General features: G+C 62.0%; 13 protein-coding genes. 6 read left to right on the plus strand and 7 right to left on the minus strand.

The annotated features are described in order from the left end of the window. Nucleotides 1–111 precede the first annotated feature (111 nt). Nucleotides 112–915, minus strand: coding sequence for a glutamate racemase (gene murI / locus AC6JBC_RS07290; protein WP_498023641.1), 804 nt, complete (start codon nt 913–915; stop codon nt 112–114). A gap of 132 nt (nt 916–1,047) precedes the next feature. On the opposite strand from murI, the gene plsY reads away from it, so the two are divergent. From plsY to topA, 3 genes are all read left to right on the plus strand, one after another. After that, complete coding sequence (gene plsY, locus AC6JBC_RS07295) at nt 1,048–1,647, plus strand: glycerol-3-phosphate 1-O-acyltransferase PlsY (RefSeq protein ID WP_498026023.1); 600 nt, start codon at nt 1,048–1,050, stop codon at nt 1,645–1,647. After that, the gene (gene dprA / locus AC6JBC_RS07300; RefSeq protein ID WP_498023642.1) at nt 1,644–2,726 is read left to right on the plus strand and encodes a DNA-processing protein DprA; all 1,083 of its coding nucleotides are present in this window, start codon (nt 1,644–1,646) and stop codon (nt 2,724–2,726) included. The genes plsY and dprA overlap by 4 nt, the downstream gene beginning before the upstream one ends. A 74-nt stretch (nt 2,727–2,800) precedes the next feature. Next, nucleotides 2,801–5,356 (plus strand): type I DNA topoisomerase, encoded by a 2,556-nt coding sequence (gene topA, locus AC6JBC_RS07305; protein WP_498023643.1) that lies wholly within the window; start codon nt 2,801–2,803, stop codon nt 5,354–5,356. An 87-nt stretch (nt 5,357–5,443) separates the two neighbouring features. On the opposite strand, the gene era is transcribed toward topA, so the two are convergent. The 4 genes from era to lepB form a co-directional block, all read right to left on the minus strand. Beyond that, on the minus strand, nt 5,444–6,352 hold the full coding sequence (gene era, locus AC6JBC_RS07310) for a GTPase Era (RefSeq protein ID WP_498023644.1): 909 nt from the start codon (nt 6,350–6,352) through the stop codon (nt 5,444–5,446). Nucleotides 6,353–6,389: 37 nt separating this feature from the next. Then, nucleotides 6,390–6,674: a GIY-YIG nuclease family protein gene (locus AC6JBC_RS07315; protein WP_498023645.1), complete on the minus strand. Its 285-nt coding sequence runs from the start codon at nt 6,672–6,674 to the stop codon at nt 6,390–6,392. Between the two features lie 79 nt (nt 6,675–6,753). Beyond that, complete coding sequence (rnc, locus tag AC6JBC_RS07320) at nt 6,754–7,467, minus strand: ribonuclease III (protein WP_498023646.1); 714 nt, start codon at nt 7,465–7,467, stop codon at nt 6,754–6,756. Beyond that, nucleotides 7,422–8,246 (minus strand): signal peptidase I, encoded by an 825-nt coding sequence (lepB, locus tag AC6JBC_RS07325; RefSeq protein ID WP_498023647.1) that lies wholly within the window; start codon nt 8,244–8,246, stop codon nt 7,422–7,424. Before lepB ends, rnc begins: the two co-directional genes overlap by 46 nt. A gap of 177 nt (nt 8,247–8,423) precedes the next feature. Between lepB and pgi the strand changes: the two genes are divergently transcribed. Further along, entirely contained in the window at nt 8,424–9,929 is a 1,506-nt protein-coding gene (pgi, locus tag AC6JBC_RS07330) for a glucose-6-phosphate isomerase (RefSeq protein ID WP_498023648.1), read from the plus strand. Between the two features lie 67 nt (nt 9,930–9,996). Then, a complete protein-coding gene (gene gor / locus AC6JBC_RS07335) occupies nt 9,997–11,343 on the plus strand; it encodes a glutathione-disulfide reductase (RefSeq protein WP_498023649.1) in 1,347 nt (448 codons plus the stop codon). A gap of 1 nt (nt 11,344) precedes the next feature. Here gor and AC6JBC_RS07340 read toward each other — a convergent pair whose 3' ends face one another. Both AC6JBC_RS07340 and AC6JBC_RS07345 read right to left on the minus strand, forming a co-directional pair. Then, complete coding sequence (locus tag AC6JBC_RS07340; RefSeq protein ID WP_498023650.1) at nt 11,345–12,061, minus strand: 2OG-Fe dioxygenase family protein; 717 nt, start codon at nt 12,059–12,061, stop codon at nt 11,345–11,347. 73 nt (nt 12,062–12,134) lie between these two features. Then, nucleotides 12,135–13,550, minus strand: a complete 1,416-nt coding sequence (locus AC6JBC_RS07345) for a helix-turn-helix domain-containing protein (RefSeq protein WP_498023651.1) — start codon at nt 13,548–13,550, stop codon at nt 12,135–12,137. Between the two features lie 123 nt (nt 13,551–13,673). Between AC6JBC_RS07345 and AC6JBC_RS07350 the strand changes: the two genes are divergently transcribed. Then, complete coding sequence (locus AC6JBC_RS07350) at nt 13,674–15,206, plus strand: acyl-CoA carboxylase subunit beta (RefSeq protein WP_498026024.1); 1,533 nt, start codon at nt 13,674–13,676, stop codon at nt 15,204–15,206. Nucleotides 15,207–15,249 lie beyond the last annotated feature (43 nt).

Genomic DNA, 15,249 nt, shown 5'->3' on the forward strand with positions numbered 1-15,249 from the left:
GCGTTTACCTGCTGCCGCGCTTCATTACCAGCGATAACCGTTCGCAGCGTTAGGGAGAAATACCTATCACGATGATAGAGGAAATTGGGAGTGGACCAAAGGTCTCACCCCTCAAAGCGCTTCCATCTGGGTAAGGCCGAAGTCGGCGAGTGCGGGAGCGAGCGCCGCGACGTTATTGTCGAGGCGCGTGAACACGGCTTTTCCGGATGGGGGAGAGGCTGGCCAATCCTGTCCTTGTGTCAGGTAGGCGATGCGGCGCGCGATGCCCTCCCCGCCGTGGACGAAGGTGAGGGGCCTGGGTGCGGCGGCCGCCAGTTCTGCCTCCACCAGCGGGAAGTGGGTGCAGGCGAGGACGACCGTGTCCATAAGGTCGCCGCCGGGCTGATCGAGAAGGCCAGCAAGAGCGTCGCGGGCGATCGCGGGGTTCAATGGCTCGCCGCGCAGTTTGGCTTCGGCCAACTGCACAAGGGCGGCGGAACCGTGGCGCAAGACGGTGCAGTCTGCTCCGAACTCGGCGGTGAGCCGGTCCACATAGGGCTGGCGCACGGTGGCGTCGGTGCCTAGCACGCCGAACACGCGGCTTTTAGACAGAAGCGCGGCGGGTTTGATCGCGGGGACCGTACCGACGACAGGGATGTCGAGCGCGGCGCGGACAGCGGACAGCGCGATAGTCGATGCGGTGTTGCAGGCGATTACGGCCAGGCGCGGGCGGAAGCGTTCGACCAGGCGGCCGAGCAGCGCGGGCACGCGGGCGGCAATCTCCGCCTCGCTCTTTGTCCCATAGGGGAAGCCTGCGCTGTCGGCAGCATAGACGATAGGGGCGTTGGGCAACGCTGCCCGTGCTGGCGCGAGGATGGAGAGCCCGCCGACGCCGGAATCGAAGAAAAGCAGGGGGGCTGATGGGGCGACCTTCATTATGGCGCACATGTCGCGGGTGAGGATGAGGCTGTCAATATTTCGGAGCAACCGTCGGCGTCAGAGAAAATGCAAAGCTTGCCCCCGGCAGCGGCAACGCTATGGTCGCGCCGCAATCATTTCGGCGAGATCATGAACCCTCCCTGGCTACTTCCCGCATTCGTCCTGCTGATATCCTATCTGCTGGGGTCCATACCCTTTGGTCTGCTATTGACGCGCATCACGGGTGCCGGGGATTTGCGGCAGATCGGGTCGGGCAATATCGGCGCGACCAATGTGCTGCGAACGGGGCGCAAGGGGCTTGCGGCGGCGACCTTGCTGCTTGACCTGCTGAAGGGGGCGGCAGCCGTACTGATCGGCGCGGCGTTGATCGACAATGGCGGGCCGATGGCGGGGGCGATGGCCTTTATCGGGCATTGCTATCCTGTGTGGCTGCGTTTTGCGGGCGGCAAGGGCGTGGCGACGATGATGGGCGTGGTGACCGCGCTGCACTGGCCTGCGGGAATAGTGTTTGCGCTTGTATGGCTGGGGGCGCTGTTCGGGACGAAATGGTCATCAGTCGGAGGCATGGCGGCGGGGATCAGCGCCCCGGTCGCGTTGTGGTTCATGGGGCGGTTTGATCTGGTTCCTGTAGCGTTGGCGATGACGCTGATCCTATTGTGGCGGCACCGGGCCAATATCGCACGGCTTGCGAAGGGGACCGAGCCCAAGATCGGGGCTGCCAAAGAGTGAGCGAGCAGGAGCGGTTCGATCGCCTCCGCCTGATCCGTTCGCCCCGCATTGGGCCGGTTACTTTCCGGCAGTTGATGGCGCGCTTCGGAAAGGCGGGAGATGCTTTGCGGGCGGTGCCGGAGCTTGCCGCGCGGGGCGGTGGGAAGGCGGCTGTGGCGGACGCAGGCGCCGTCGAGCAGGAGATTGCTCGCAGCCGGGCGCTAGGTGCACGCTACCTGCTGATGGGGGATCAGGACTATCCCTTTCTGCTGGAGCAGATGGATGGTTCGCCGCCTGCGTTGATCGTGCGCGGCGATGTTGGCTTAACCGGGCGGCAGTGTGTGGCGATGGTGGGTGCGCGAAATGCCTCCGCCGCCGCCTGCCGTTTCGCGCGGACTCTCGCGCAAGAATTGGGACAGCAAGGCGCGGTGGTGGTGTCGGGCCTTGCGAGGGGTATCGATACGGCCGCGCATCAAGGGTCGGTGGGAACCGGAACGATCGCGGTTATCGCCTGCGGCATCGATGTCGTGTTTCCGCCGGAAAATGGCGACTTGCAGCAGCAGGTGGCGAGTGAGGGTTTGCTGGTTACAGAGCATCCTCCCGGTACGCAGCCGCTCGCGCGTCACTTTCCGGCGCGGAATCGCATCATCGCTGGACTGGCCGCAGGGACGGTGGTCGTGGAAGCGGCGCCGAAGTCGGGCTCCCTCATCACCGCGCGTCTGGCTGTCGAGGCCGGACGAGAGGTCATGGCGGTGCCGGGATCGCCAGCCGATCCACGGGCGCAGGGTTGCAATCACCTGATCCGCGAAGGCGCGACGCTGGTGCAGAATGGCGCGGACGTGATCGAAGCAATTGGAGGCATCGACGCGCGCATGGTGCGGCAGGGGCGGGTCGACTTCAGTGGCGCGCCGGTCTCGTCGGATGTGGCGGGGCAGGAGCGGGAGGTCGTTCTGGGTCTGCTGGGTCATGCGCCGGTGCCTGTGGACGAGGTCATTCGTCTATCCAGCCTTTCCCCAGCCATCGTTCAGACCGTGCTGCTGGAGTTGGAACTGGCAGGGCGGCTGGAACGTCATGCGGGCGGCAAGGTAAGCCTGTCGTGACGCTCTTGACGCGGGGTGCCACCGCCTTCCAGACTCGCGCGTGTACGTGAGAGCACTCAAAAACCGGGGCATTAATGCAGCTTGTCATCGTTGAATCGCCAGCCAAGGCGAAGACCATCGAGAAATATCTGGGCGGCGATTTCCACGTCCTCGCCAGCTATGGCCATATCCGCGATCTGCCGCCTAAGGACGGGTCAGTGGACCCAGACAATGGCTTTGCGATGTCGTGGGAAAATTATGGGGACAAGGGCAAGCAACTGAAGGCCATTGCCGATGAGGCGAAGAAGGCGACGCGCTTGATCCTGGCGACTGACCCTGATCGCGAAGGTGAGGCAATCAGCTGGCATGTGCAGGAAGTGCTGCGCGCGAAGAAGGCGCTGCCCGCGACCGTGGACCGGGTGACCTTCAACGCGATCACCAAGGCCGCAGTGCTGGACGCGATGGCGAAGCCACGGGCGCTGGATGAGGATTTGATCGACGCCTATCGGGCGCGGCGGGCGCTTGACTATCTGGTGGGCTTTACCCTCTCGCCGGTGCTGTGGCGCAAGCTGCCCGGCGCCAAGTCGGCGGGGCGCGTGCAATCGGTCGCGCTGCGGCTGGTGGTCGATCGCGAGCGTGAGATTGAGAGCTTCATCGCTCAGGAATATTGGTCGGTCGCGGCCGAGATGGAGCAGGTCGGTCAGGGCTTTACCGCGCGTCTGGTGCGTTGGAAGGGCGAGAAGATTGACCGCCTGACCATCGGCAAGGAAGGCGACGCCATGGCCGCGAAGGCGGACGTCGAGGCCGGACGCTTCACCGTCGAGAAGGTCGAAACGAAACCCGTTTCGCGTAATCCTCCCGCGCCGTTCACGACGTCGACATTGCAGCAGGAGGCCGCGCGCAAGCTTGGCTTCTCGGCCAGCCACACGATGCGGATCGCGCAGCAGCTCTATGAGGACGGCGCGATTACTTACATGCGTACCGACGGCGTGCAGATGGACGGCAGCGCCATCTCCGCCGCGCGCAAGGCGATCGCAGAGCGTTATGACGGCGGATATTTGCCGGAGAAGCCGCGCCAATATCAGACAAAAGCCAAAAATGCGCAGGAAGCGCACGAAGCCATTCGTCCGACCGAGTTCGGCCGCGACAAGGTGGGTTCGGGCGATCATGCGCGGCTCTATGACCTGATCTTCAAGCGGGCGCTGGCGAGCCAGATGGCTTCCGCGCGGCTGGAGCGGACGGTGATCGATCTGGTCGATGGCACGGGGCAGCACGCGCTGCGCGCGACAGGTCAGGTGGTGATCTTTCCGGGCTTCCTCGCGCTCTACGAAGAAGGGCGCGATGATGCTGAGGATGACGACAGCAAGCTGCTGCCGCGTCTCGTGGCGGGCGACGCGCCTGCCAAGAAGAAGGTGACGGCCGAGCAGCATTTCACTCAGCCGCCGCCGCGTTATTCGGAAGCGTCGCTGGTCAAGAAGCTGGAGGAACTGGGCATCGGGCGGCCTTCCACCTATGCCTCGACGTTGCAGGTGCTGAAGGACCGCGACTATGTGCGGGTCGAGAAGAACCGCTTCTTCGCCGAGGAAAGCGGACGGCTGGTGACGGCGTTCCTGGAGCGCTTCTTTGAGCGTTATGTCAGCTACGACTTCACGGCGGGGCTTGAGGACGAGCTGGACGAAATTTCTGGCGGCCGCGCCCAATGGCAGGCCGTTTTGGAAGCCTTCTGGCGTGACTTCAAGCCCAAGACCGCCGAGGTCATGGAGCAGAAGCCGTCGGACATAACGGCGGAACTGGACAAATTCCTGGAGCCGATGTTGTTCCCGCCAAAGGCTGACGGCAGCAACCCGCGTGCCTGCCCGATGTGCGGCGACGGACAGCTGGCATTGCGTGGCGGCCGGTTCGGCGCGTTCATCGCCTGCTCCAACTATCCGGAGTGCAAATTTACGCGCAAGTTCGGGCAACCGGGCGGCAGTGATGGCGGTGATGACAAGGGGCCGGAGGTGCTGGGGCAGCATCCCGAAACCGGGCAGGACATCGTGCGCAAGTCCGGGCGCTTTGGTCCCTATATCGAAATGGGCGAGGGCAAGGAGGCCAAGCGCGGTTCGATTCCCAAGGACTTGCCGGATGGAGAAATGACGCTGGATTGGGCGGTGAAGCTATTGAGCCTGCCGCGTGAGGTCGGGCTGCATCCGGAAACGGGCAAGCCGATCGTAGCGAATATCGGACGCTTTGGACCTTATCTACTGCATGACGGCAAATATGGGCGACTGTCATCCACCGCCGAGATTTTTGAGGTCGGGATGAACAGCGCCGTCGCCAAGCTGGCCGATGCGGCGAACAAGGGTGGACGTGGTGGCGCGTCGCGTGAGCCGCTTAAGGTGCTGGGCAAGCATCCGCGTACCGAGGCCGAAATCAAGCTGATGGCGGGGCGCTATGGCCCTTATGTCACCGACGGCACGACCAATGCGACCTTGCCCAAGACGATCGAGCAGAACGCATTGACGCTGGAGGAAGCGGCACAGTTGATCGATGCGCGGGCGGCTGCGGCGCCTGCGAAGAAGGGGAAAAAGAAGGCGGCGCCCAAGAAGGCTGCGGCTAAAAAACCAGCTGCGAAGAAGGCACCGGCTAAGAAGAAGGCGGCGGCGGAGTAGAGCTTTTGTGCTCCTGCGCAGGCAGGAGCCCAGTTCTGACGATTGGACGGGGCTCCTGCCTGCGCAGGAGCACATTGCATTATCCGGTTATTCCACCCAATCCAACCCGATGTCGCGGTAGATGAAGCGGTCGTCTTCCCAATCTTCCTTCACCTTGACGTGAAGGTAGAGGTGAACCTTGACGCCCATCAGCTGCGCCAGCTCGGCGCGAGCCTTTGAACCGATTTCCTTGAGGCGCTGACCGCCCTTGCCCAGCACGATGGCACGCTGGCTGGAACGGCCGACAAGGATCTGCTGATGGATTTCGACCGAGCCATCCTCGCGTTCCTTATACTGTTCCGTATCGACCGCGGCCGCGTAAGGCAGTTCGGCGTGGAGCTGATGATAAAGCTGCTCGCGCGTGATTTCGGCGGCCAGCATGCGGTCGGTTGCGTCGGAGACCTGATCTTCCGGAAAGTGCCAGGGGCCTTCGGGCATGGCATTTGCGAAAGCCGTCTTGAGCTCGGGCAGGCCATCGCCGGTCGCGGCGCTGATGAAGAATGTCTCTTCGAAGCCAATTCGTTCGTACAGCTTCTGGGTGTGGACCAGCAGCTTCTCCTTTATGGCGATATCGACCTTGTTGAGGATCAGCCATTTGCGTTCGGGCCGGTGTGTCAGCGCTTCGATGATCGGCTCCATCTTTGAGCCGAGGCCCGCTTTCCCATCGACAATCAATGCGATCAGGTCAGCGCCTTGCGCGCCGCCCCATGCGGCCTGAACCATCGCGCGATCAAGGCGGCGCTTTGGTGCGAAGATGCCGGGTGTGTCGACCAGGACAATCTGCGTGTCGGCTTCGATGGCGACGCCCATGACGCGGGTGCGGGTCGTCTGCGCCTTGGGGCTGGTGATCGCGACCTTTTGGCCGACCAGGGCGTTGACGAGCGTGGATTTACCAGCGTTGGGGGCGCCGACTATGGCGATGACGCCGCAGCGTTGGGATTCAAGATCAATCGTCAAACAAAAACTCCGTTCGCCCTGAGCTTGTCGAAGGGCTCTACTTTAATTTTGGGCGCGCCAATGTGGAGACTAGTCTCCAATCTTCTCGGATCAGAGCGAGCTTTTTGGCTCTGCTCCAACCCTTGATTTGGCGTTCGGCTTCTAGCGCCTCCATACGTGTTCCGAACTCCTGCGACCAGACCAGTTTTACCGGGTGACGGTTTTGCGTGTGGCCAGGGATCGCGCCGACTTCATGCTGAGCGATCCGGGTTTGCAAATGATCCGTGTGGCCGGTGTAAAAGCTGCGATCGCTGCAATGGAGCATGTAGGTGTAGAAGGGCATGGTGGCTCGAAGAAGGGAAGTGAAGCCCTTCGACAAGCTCAGGGCGAGCGGGGATAAGTAGCACGTTGGAAGACGGGGTTCAGCCGTTTAGCTTATCCAACAATGCCTTCGCCGCAGCCGTCTCCGCCTCTTGCTTGCTTCCCCCCGTTGCGCTCGCTTCACCTGCGCCCTTGATGCTCACCGTCACCGTGAAGCGCAGCGCATGGTGTGGCCCGGATCGATCGGTCATCGCATATTCCGGGGGCTTGCGGCGGTTGGCGGCGGCCCATTCCTGAAGGGTGGACTTGGGATGCTTGGGCGCGCTTTCCTGCGTGTCCACACGGTCGGCCCAGAGACGACGCACTAGCCCGCGAGCATCGTCAATGCCTGCTTCCAGATAAAGCGCGCCAATCAGTGCCTCCATGACGTCACCCAGCACATTGTCGCTGTCGGCCGCGCCGTCGTCGCGGGCTTGTTTGCCCAGGATGAGATGCTTGGGCACGCCTGCCGCGCGTGCTACTTCGGCGCAGGTTTCACCCGACACCAGCGCGTTGAAGCGGCGCGACAGCTTGCCTTCGGGTTCTCCGGCGAAACGCTCATAAACCCATTCGGACACGATCAGGCCAAGCACCCGATCACCGAGAAATTCCAGCCGCTCATAATTGACGGCATTCGCGCTGCCGTGGGTAAGCGCCTGACGGAACGGCGCTTCGTCCTTCGGCGCTCGTCCGATCAGCCCGGCGAGCCAGCCAGACGTGTCGGCCTTTGTCAAAAGCCTTCCCCGATGCGGTTCCAGCGCGCTGCGGTGAACCATGTCCAGGGTAGCAACCAATTGGCGCTGCCATCAGTGGAGAAGACGGAAATCATCGCCTTTCCAACCAGATTTTCCTCCGGCACCAGCCCGATGCCGCCGCCTTCAACCGCCGGGAAGCGGCTGTCCGCGCTGCGATCACGATTGTCGCCCATCATGAACAGATGGCCTTCAGGCACCAGCACCGTGTCGCGGTCATCGGCCGCGCCGTCGGGGACGAGGTCGAGGACGTTGTAGCTTTTGCCGCCCGGCAACGTTTCACGATATTGCGGATAACGGCACTGACGCCCGCCACCCGCTGCATCTTCCTCAAACTTCGGGCGGTAACAGGGGGACGGGCTGCCCTCCTTGGCTGCGGCATCGACCATGTTAGGTGAGACGGGGATGACGAGATCGGCGACCCTCTGTTTCCGAATGGCCTGACCGTTGAGGTAAACCGTGCCCCCGCGTACCGAAATCATGTCGCCGGGCAGGCCGATCACCCGCTTGATATAATCATTCTTCTGGCTCGGCGGCGCCTTGAAAACCACCACATCGCCGCGCTTGGGCATGGATGCGAGAATGCGGCCAGGGATCAGCGGCAGGTTGAAGGGCAGCGAGTAGCGCGAATAGCCATAGGGCCATTTGGCGACGAGTAGATAGTCACCGATCAGCAGGCGGGGCTGCATCGATTCAGACGGTATATTGAACGGAGAGACTATGAAGCTGCGCAGGACAAAGACGAACACCGCCAGCTTAGCGAGAAACCAAAGGAAGTCCCGCGTTTCGGATTTTGCGCTCATGCTGTGTTGTCTAGTCCTTCAATCCGCCTTGAATACAGGCCGCTGCGGCTTTTGCTGCGTTGGAAACCTGCCGTCAAGCGCGCCGGACGGTGCATTGGCCGTTACGCTTGGGTAAGAAGGGGAAGAATCGGCAGGCGCAGCGTCGATACGATCAACGAAAAAAGAGGAATAGCTTCCATGTCCAGCCCTGCACTGGAGGCCATAAAGGCCATCCCGCAGCCCGAACTCAAGTCTGTCTTCGCAGCAGACCCGAACCGGCTGAGCAAATTCACCCTTACGCAGGGGCCTATCCGTTTCGACTGGTCGAAAACGCATCTGACCAGCGATCTGCTCGACGGTTTCCTGAAACTGGCGGAGGAGATGGACTTCGCCAAATGGCGCGACGCCTTTTTCGCGGGCGAGCCGATCAACAATAGCGAGGGCCGGGCGGCCGAGCATCCCGCCGAGCGTGGCGAGGGCAATGCGCAGAGCGTTTCGCGCGCCAAGATGCTGCACGCCCGGATGCGCGCCCTGATCGACGCGATCGAGGGAGAGGCGCTGGGGCCGATCCGCCATATCCTGCACATCGGCATCGGCGGATCCGCGTTGGGGCCTGACCTGATCGTGGACGCGCTGGGCGGCGATGGTGCGCGCTATGATGTAGCAATCGTGTCCAATGTTGACGGGACCGCGCTGGAGCGGGCAATCTCGCGCTTCGATCCGGAAGCAACGCTGATCGCTATTGCGTCCAAAACCTTCACCACCACCGAAACCATGTTAAACGCCGCAAGCGCGATCAACTGGCTTGTCGAGGCGGGGGTGGACGATCCTTATGGCAAGGTGATTGCGCTGACCGCCAATCCCGACAAGGCGATCGAATGGGGCGTGGACGAAACGCGTATTCTGCCATTTTCCGAGACGGTGGGGGGGCGCTATTCACTCTGGTCGTCCATCGGCTTCCCGGCTGCGCTGGCGCTTGGCTGGGACGCGTTTGAAAGCCTGTTGGAAGGTGCGGCGGCCATGGATCGACATTTCCGGCTGTCCGATCCTGCTCATAACGCTCCCCTGATCGCGGCTTTTGTGGACCAATATTATTCCCGCTTCATGGAATGCCAGACGCGCGCGCTGTTCGCCTATGACGAGCGGCTGCGGCTGCTGCCATCCTATCTCCAGCAGCTGGAGATGGAGAGCAATGGCAAGAGCGTGACACGCGATGGCGAGCCTGTCGATGGGCCGACAGCGCCGATTACATGGGGTGGCGTCGGCACTGACGCTCAGCATGCTGTGTTCCAGCTGCTGCATCAGGGTACGATCGTGGCGCCGGTCGAGTTCGTCGCGTCGATCGAGCCGGGTCATGCGCTGGACCCGGCGCATCATCGTGCTTTGCTGGTCAATTGCTTTGCGCAGGGCGCGGCCCTGATGCGGGGCAAGGACAATCTCGGCGATCCGGCGCGTGCTTATCCGGGCAACCGGCCTTCCACCACGATCCTGCTGGAAGACGTGACGCCCGACGCTTTGGGCGCGCTGATCGCCTTTTATGAGCATCGGACCTTCGCCAATGCCGTGCTGATGGGGATCAATCCGTTCGATCAGTTCGGCGTCGAACTGGGCAAGGAGATCGCCAAGTCGATCGAAGCGGAAGGCGCAAAGGGCTTTGATCCTTCGACCATGGCGCTGATCGAGCTGGCGTTGGGCGGTGCTTAGCGTCCTAAGATGATTGTAACTCCGCTGGAGAGCCGCCATATCCGGCCGCAATCCAGCGGAGATCAGCATGAGCGACTATGATTTCGACCTTTTCGTCATCGGCGCAGGTTCGGGCGGCGTTCGGGCATCGCGCGTGGCGGGGGCGCATGGTGCAAAGGTCGCGGTCGCCGAGGAATATCGGGTCGGCGGCACCTGCGTCATTCGCGGCTGCGTGCCCAAGAAGCTGCTGATCTACGGCGCCCATTTCGCCGAGGATCTGAAGGATGCGCGCCGTTTTGGCTGGCACGTCCCCGACTGCGATTTTGAATGGAAAGTGCTGCGCGACAATGTTCTGGCCGACGTTGACCGGCTGGAAGGGCTCTACAAGAACACGCTGGAAAGCCATAAGGTCGAGCTGATCCCGGAGCGAGCCAAGATCACCGGACCACATTCGGTTAAGCTCGGCAGCGGGCGCGAAGTCACGGCGAAATATATATTGATCGCGACCGGCGCCTGGCCTTTGATCCCGGAGATGGAGGGGGCCGAACATGGCATCACTTCCAACGAAGCTTTTCACCTGGACGATGCGCCCAACCGCATGGTGATCGTGGGCGGTGGATATATCGCCAATGAATTTGCGGGGATCTTCCACCAGCTTGGCAGCCATGTGACGATCGTCAATCGGTCTTCGACGCTGCTGCGCGGCTATGACGAGCAGATCCGTGACCGGCTGCTGCAAATATCCACGATGAAGGGCATCCAGTTCCGCTTCAATGCGGAGATGGATCGGATCGAGAAAAATGACGATGGCGCGCTGTGCATGCATTTCAGCAACGGTGATCCCATCCCCTGCGACACGGTGATGTTTGCAACGGGACGCCAGCCGCATGTCGAGGGGCTTGGCCTTGAAAATGCTGGCGTGGAACTGGACGACAAGGGCGCGATCAAGGTCGATGAATATAGCCGCACGAGTTGCGAGAGCATCTATGCGGTCGGCGATGTTACGAACCGTTTGCAATTGACGCCGGTGGCTATCCGGGAAGGTCATGCTTTCGCCGACACGGTGTTTGGCGACAATCCCAGGACGGTGGATTATGACTGCGTTCCGTCCGCCGTATTCAGCCATCCGCCCCTGGCTGGCGTAGGATTGACCGAAGCGCAGGCGAAGAACAAGCTGGGCACGGTCAAGGTTTATACGTCGGACTTCCGCCCGATGAAGAACGTTCTTGCCGGTCGGGACGAACGTGCGCTGTACAAAATGGTGGTGGATGCGACCACAAACCGCGTGGTCGGGTTGCATATGATCGGGCCGGATGCGCCGGAGATTCTACAGGCTGCGGCGGTGGCGGTGAAAGCGGGACTGACCAAGCAGCAGTTTGACGATACCGTTGCGCTCCACCCCAGCATGGCCGAAGAACTGGTGCTGCTGAAATAGGTCAGCGGGCCGCCGCGAAGGTTACGACCAGTGCGTCGCGCCACGCGGCTTGCCGTGGATCGATGGGACGGATTTCGGTGACGCCGTGCAGGATGCGGCGGTCGTCGATCAGCACCGTGTCCCCAGGCCGGGCGAGGGTGAACTCCCCCAGCGCCGTACCATCGGGCGCGCCGATGCGGGTCACGCCTTCGTCCACATTGCGCCGCTCGATCAGCATCACGAGGACCCAGTCCACTCCGTCGCGGTGCAATCCTTCAGGCGTGGGGCGACCGATATGATCCTCGCGCGTTTCGATGCGGAACTGGTGCATTTCGACGTGCCACTCCCGTGCGCCATCGGTTCCAAAGTTCGCCGCGCAAAAAGCGAAGATTGCCTGCATGACCGGATTGTCGATCGTCTCCTGATGGACGGGCTCGAACCAGCGCTGCACGTCGCCGTTCAGCGGGTTATAGTCGCGGCTCTGGAAATGTGGCTGGTGGGGCTTGCGCGTAAAATGTCCCTGTTCACAGCGAAATGCGGCATGCCGCCGCCGCCGATAACGTCCCCCGTCCGCCATATAGAAGTCCGGACCAAGGTCGTTCCAGCTATCGGCGAATTGCGCCCAGCATCCCGCATCGGCTTCCAGCATCGCCAGCATGTAAGGTCCGGCGATGCGGGCAAAGCCATCGCGCGTTAGGTCTGCCTGCAATTCGGCGCCGTGAAAAAGGCCGTGGTCCATAAGTCCGATCTTAAGCAGCCGGAAAAAGCCCGCAAAGGGCCAGTTGCCGCAAGCTGGGTGCTGGCGAGGCGGATCAGCCGATCCAGTAAGGAACGATCTGCCGGTTGTCGGGATCGACGCGGATTGGCCGGTCGGCGGGCGGGAAGGCGCGCTGGTCGCAACTTTGGCGCGGGCAGAGGCGGCAGGTTATTCCGATCGGCGTCGCGGCCCCCTCCATCTCCAGCTGTAGCCCGTCAGCATAGACGAAATTCGCCGCATGGGCGACTTCACACCCCAGGACTACGGCGTAGCGGCGCGGGGTGCGCGAATAGCTGCCCGAAGGCTTTACCAAACCCTTGGCCATGGACACGTAACGCACGCCGTCAGGCGTTTCGCCGAGCTGAACATTGATGCGGTCGGGTATGGCGACGGCTTCATGCACGTTCCACAAGGGGCAGGCGCCACCGAAACGGGCGAATTGTAGGCGGGTGGCGCTGTGCCGCTTGGTGATGTTGCCCGCCATGTCGACGCGGCAGAAGAAGAAGGGGATGCCCCGCAGGCCGGGCCGCTGAAGGGTTGAGAGGCGATGGCAGGCCTGTTCGAAACTCACCCCGAAGCGGCGGCTGAGGCGATCTATGTCATGGCGCACTTCCCGTGCGGCTTGCCGGAATTGGGCATAGGGCATCAGCAGCGCGCCAGCGGCATAATTGCCCAAGCCGATGGCGAGGAGGCGGTCGGCGCCTTCCACCGGCAAGGCGGCCCGGTTCACGACGTCGGCAATCACGGCCTGTCCCTCCAGCATCATCAGCTGGTGAGATAGCATGAACTTGCGGCTTTCCGTGGGGAGAGCCGCGTTCACGAACAGGCGGCGATCGTTCGATGAATAGGCGCGCAGGGCTGAATCGGGCGTGTCCGCGATCAATGTTTCAATGCCGTGGCGGCGGGCGAGAGCCTCTACCAGCATGCCTTCGTCCAGAACTTGCCCGGCCGTGAAGCTGGATGCCATGTCCTCCGCCAGGCAATCCAGCGCATGGACATAATTGCCAGACTCATGGAACCAGTCGCGAGCAGCTTCCCAAGGGAGGCGGGCCTGCACTTCATGATCGTTGGCTATCGCCTCCTCGATCATGTTGATGCGCTCATTCGCGCGCATATGGGCGTTGTAGAGGTCGATGTAGCGGGCTGCGAACTCCGGGAACTGGAGGTGCAGCTTCTCAATCCTTTCCGGCTCCATCAACGGGCCGGACAGCTCCGGATGGGCCAGTGCGTAGGTGAAGGCGCCGAGCAACTGCTCTTCCTCGCGGCTGTCGAAACTGGCCCAATCAGTGGGGAAGGCGCTGGCGACGGCCGCCTTCACCTTGGCAGTGAGGGGACGGTCGTCATTTTCCAGCTGGCTGAGATAAGAGACCGAAATCCCCAACGCCTGCGCCATGGTGGCCTGATCCATCCGGTGGTCCAAGCGAAGCTGCCGCAGACGCGGACCAGCGAAAATACGATTGCCTCTTGCCATGCCCCGCCCATAATTTGCGAAATCGTGATTTGCAAATTGGCAAATTTGCATTTGCGAAAATTGCGAAAGAAGGGAAAGGGGGCAGATGTAGCCGACCGTGTCGTCACCGGAGAGATATTCTATATGTCGAAGCTCGCCATTATCGAACAGCTGGAAGCCAAGCGTGAGGCCGCGCGCCTGGGCGGTGGCCAGCGCCGTATCGACGCGCAGCATGCCAAGGGCAAGCTGACCGCGCGGGAGCGTCTGGACGTCCTGCTGGATGAGGACAGCTTCGAAGAAGTCGACATGTATGTCGAGCATAACTGCGTCGACTTCGGCATGAACGAACAGCATATCCCGGGCGACGGCGTCGTCGTCGGGTCCGGAACGATCAACGGCCGCCTCGTTTTCGTCTTCAGCCAGGACTTCACCGTCTATGGCGGCGCTGTGTCGGAACGCCACGCGATGAAAATCTGCAAGATCATGGACATGGCGCTGAAGGTCGGCGCGCCCGTGATCGGCCTCAACGACTCCGGCGGCGCGCGCATTCAGGAAGGCGTTGCTTCGCTGGCGGGATATGCGGAGATTTTCCAGCGTAACGTGCTGGCGTCCGGCGTGGTGCCGCAGATCAGCGTGATCATGGGGCCGTGCGCGGGCGGCGCGGTCTATTCGCCCGCGATGACCGACTTCATCTTCATGGTGAAGGATTCGAGCTTCATGTTCGTCACGGGGCCGGACGTGGTGAAGACCGTCACCAATGAGATCGTGACCCAGGAAGAACTGGGCGGCGCGGTGACGCATACGACCAAGTCCGGCGTCGCCGACGTGGCGTTCGAAAATGATATCGAGGCGCTGCTGGCGACACGCGATTTCGTGGACTTCCTACCCGCATCGAACAGGGAGCCGGTGCCCGAGCGGCCGAGCGCTGATCCGTGGGACCGGATGGAAGAGAGCCTGGACACGCTGATCCCGGCCAATGCGAACCAGCCCTATGATATGCATGAGCTGATCCGCAAGGTCGTGGACGAGGGCGACTTTTTCGAGGTTCAGCCTGCTCATGCGGGCAACATCCTCTGCGGTTTCGGCCGGATCGAGGGCAAGACCGTGGGCATCATCGCAAACCAGCCGATGGTACTTGCCGGTGTGCTCGACATTAATTCATCGAAGAAGGCGGGGCGTTTCGTCCGCTTCTGCGACGCGTTCGAAATTCCGATCGTCACCTTTGTCGATGTGCCGGGCTTCCTCCCGGGCACCGCGCAGGAACATTCGGGCATCATCAAGCACGGTGCGAAGCTACTGTTCGCTTATGCGGAAGCGACCGTGCCGAAGATCACCGTCATCACGCGCAAGGCCTATGGCGGCGCCTATGACGTTATGTCGTCCAAGCATCTGCGCGGCGACTTGAATTATGCATGGCCGACCGCCGAAATCGCCGTGATGGGCGCGAAGGGGGCGGTCGAGATCATCTTCCGCGGCAAGACGCCCGAAGAGATCGCGGACAAGACCAAGGAATATGAAGATCGCTTCGCCAACCCATTCGTGGCGGCGAGCAAGGGCTTTATCGACGAGGTGATCCAGCCGCATTCGACCCGCAAGCGGATCGCTCTGGGCCTGCGCAAGCTGGCCAACAAGAGCCTGGAGAATCCGTGGAAGAAGCACGATAATATTCCGCTTTGATGTCCCAAAGGCCGTCATCCCAGCGAAAGCTGGGATCTCGGGC

The organism is Sphingobium sp. RC1 (assembly GCF_059738765.1).

Coding starts and splice junctions, on each gene's coding strand:
- murI (WP_498023641.1), bottom strand. CDS start 915: ATGAAGGTCGCCCCATCAGCCCCCCTGCTTTTCTTCGATTCCGGCGTC.
- plsY (WP_498026023.1), top strand. CDS start 1,048: ATGAACCCTCCCTGGCTACTTCCCGCATTCGTCCTGCTGATATCCTAT.
- topA (WP_498023643.1), top strand. CDS start 2,801: ATGCAGCTTGTCATCGTTGAATCGCCAGCCAAGGCGAAGACCATCGAG.
- AC6JBC_RS07315 (WP_498023645.1), bottom strand. CDS start 6,674: ATGCCCTTCTACACCTACATGCTCCATTGCAGCGATCGCAGCTTTTAC.
- rnc (WP_498023646.1), bottom strand. CDS start 7,467: ATGGTTCACCGCAGCGCGCTGGAACCGCATCGGGGAAGGCTTTTGACA.
- lepB (WP_498023647.1), bottom strand. CDS start 8,246: ATGAGCGCAAAATCCGAAACGCGGGACTTCCTTTGGTTTCTCGCTAAG.
- pgi (WP_498023648.1), top strand. CDS start 8,424: ATGTCCAGCCCTGCACTGGAGGCCATAAAGGCCATCCCGCAGCCCGAA.
- gor (WP_498023649.1), top strand. CDS start 9,997: ATGAGCGACTATGATTTCGACCTTTTCGTCATCGGCGCAGGTTCGGGC.
- AC6JBC_RS07340 (WP_498023650.1), bottom strand. CDS start 12,061: ATGGACCACGGCCTTTTTCACGGCGCCGAATTGCAGGCAGACCTAACG.
- AC6JBC_RS07345 (WP_498023651.1), bottom strand. CDS start 13,550: ATGGCAAGAGGCAATCGTATTTTCGCTGGTCCGCGTCTGCGGCAGCTT.
- AC6JBC_RS07350 (WP_498026024.1), top strand. CDS start 13,674: ATGTCGAAGCTCGCCATTATCGAACAGCTGGAAGCCAAGCGTGAGGCC.